3 protein-coding genes are annotated in these 2,292 nt (G+C 66.8%); all 3 read left to right on the forward strand.

All coding sequences use genetic code 11. The features are described 5' to 3' along the window. Positions 1–1,434: heavy metal translocating P-type ATPase (locus DW298_RS00075; RefSeq protein ID WP_136040469.1), on the forward strand; the 1,434-nt coding region annotated here is incomplete at its 5' end. Between the two features lie 53 nt (positions 1,435–1,487). After that, the gene (locus DW298_RS00080; RefSeq protein ID WP_058631437.1) at positions 1,488–1,922 is read left to right on the forward strand and encodes a DUF6153 family protein; all 435 of its coding nucleotides are present in this window, start codon (positions 1,488–1,490) and stop codon (positions 1,920–1,922) included. A gap of 71 nt (positions 1,923–1,993) precedes the next feature. Then, positions 1,994–2,292: DUF305 domain-containing protein (locus DW298_RS00085; RefSeq protein WP_342670878.1), on the forward strand; the 299-nt coding region annotated here is incomplete at its 3' end.

The following is a 2,292-nucleotide window of genomic DNA, read 5'->3' on the forward strand; positions in this document are numbered from 1 at the left end:
GGGCGGATCGTGCAGGGCTCGGCCAGCATGGACGAGTCGATGATCACCGGAGAGTCCCGCCCGGTGCGCCGCAGCGCGGGCGACCCGGTGATCGCCGGTACGGTTGCCACCGATTCCGGGTTGCGGGTGGAGATCACCGCGATCGGCGACGACACCGCTCTCGCGGGTATCCAGAAGCTCGTGACGGAGGCGCAGAGTTCGTCCTCGCGGGCGCAACGACTCGCGGATAAGGCGGCGGGTTGGCTGTTCTGGTTCGCGCTTGGCGCTGCCGCGATCACCGCGATCGTGTGGACTCTCGTCGGCCAGCCCGACGCGGCGGTGATTCGCACCATCACGGTGTTGGTGATCGCCTGCCCGCACGCTCTGGGTCTTGCGATTCCGCTTGTCGTGTCGATCGCGACGGAACGCGCCGCCCGAGGGGGCGTGCTGATCAAGGATCGCCTCGCACTGGAAAGCATGCGCACCGTCGACACGGTCCTGTTCGACAAGACCGGCACGCTCACCAAGGGCACCCCTGCCGTGACCGCGATCGATCCCGTCACAGGCGCCGACGCCGATCAGCTGCTGGCGTGGGCCGCGGCCGCGGAAGCCGACTCCGAGCACCCCCTCGCCCGTGCGATCGTCAACGCGGCGAAAGAGAAGAACCTCACCGTTCCGCGTTCGACCGATTTTGAATCCTCCCCCGCTGTCGGGGTGCGTGCCCGTGTCGACGGACGTGTCGTGCAGGTGGGTGGCCCGTACATGCTCGAGCAAGAACACGCCACCGAGCTGCCGGTTGCCGACGAGTGGCGCGGTGAGGGTGCGATCATCCTCCACGTGCTCGTCGACGGTCAGGTGACGGGCGCGCTGCGCCTCGCGGATGAGATCCGTTCCGAGTCACGTCACGCGGTCGATGCGCTTCACGAGCGCGGCGTGCAGGTGGTCATGATCACCGGTGACGCTGACGCGGTCGCCGCGTCCGTCGCCGGCGAGCTGGGTATCGACCGGTACTTCGCCGGGGTCCGTCCGGAGGACAAAGCCTCCAAGGTGAAAGAACTGCAAAACGAAGGCCGCAAGGTCGCGATGGTCGGTGACGGCGTGAACGACGCCCCCGCCCTCGCCCAGGCAGACGTAGGGATTGCGATCGGTGCAGGAACGGACGTTGCGATCGCCTCCGCAGGTGTCATCCTCGCCAGCGACGACCCCCGATCGGTGATCTCCGTGATTGAGCTGTCGCGGGCCAGTTACCGGAAGATGAAACAGAACCTCTGGTGGGCCGCCGGGTACAACCTTCTCTCGGTGCCGTTGGCTGCCGGTGTGCTCGCCCCCGTCGGGTTCGTGTTGCCGATGTCGGTCGGTGCGGTGTTGATGTCACTATCCACGATCGTTGTCGCGCTGAATGCGCAGTTGCTGCGACGGCTGAACCTCAGCCCGGACGCCGTCGTCGACAAGTAGGCGCATGGGCGGCGGCGACGTACCCTGGAAGAAAGGGAGGTGGGACAGTGTTGATGACGATCGCACGGCGCGTGCATGACCAGCGCACCCTCACCCGCACCCTCCTGACCGTCGTCGCCGTCGCCTTTTCCGTGATCTTCGGGCTTCTGGCGATGCACTCGATGAACACGCACACCATGCCCTCCGGGCACAGTGAGACCATCGCCGTCGCACCCGCGCATGCCGATGCTCACCCCGCACACGCCTCTGGCGACGCCGCAGCGGTGGACGAGGCGGGGTGCGCCACGTGTTCTGACGATCACGGCATGGCGTGGATGGCCTGCGTTCTCGCGCTCCTCATCGCTGTCGTGCTGCTCGCCCGGCCGTCCGCCTGGTGGCGAACCGTCGCACATTCCCCGGGAACGCCCGTGTCCCGCCTACATCTCCGGGATGCGCTGCATCCGCTGCGGCCTCCGTCTCTCACCGTTCTCTGCATCAGTCGCACGTGATGACAGGCGCGCCCGCTTTCCGCGGGTAACGCCCTCGCCCAGCCTCTCTCGCTGGGCACCATCATCGACTCTTGGAGAACCCCATCATGAAGACCCGGTTTGCGGCGACAGCCGCACTCACCCTCGCCGCAGTGCTTGGACTCGCCGGCTGCGCCGGTACCACCTCCGGCGGCGACATGCCCGGCATGAACCACGAAAGCAGCACCTCGGCCCCGGCGTCCGCGGACGCCAACGACGCCGACATCATGTTCGCCAGCATGATGAAAGAGCACCACGCCCAGGCCATCGACATGTCCGACATGCTCCTTAGCAAGGAGGGTGTCGACGAACGTGTCGTCGCTCTTGCGGAAGAGATCAAGGCCGCGCAGGA

It is taken from the genome of Microbacterium sp. A20, from assembly GCF_004794515.1.
Classification (GTDB): Bacteria; Actinomycetota; Actinomycetes; order Actinomycetales; family Microbacteriaceae; genus Microbacterium.

What these genes read in the sequence shown, in the direction of transcription:
- DW298_RS00080 (WP_058631437.1), top strand. Translation starts at nt 1,488, where the DNA reads ATGACGATCGCACGGCGCGTGCATGACCAGCGCACCCTCACCCGCACC.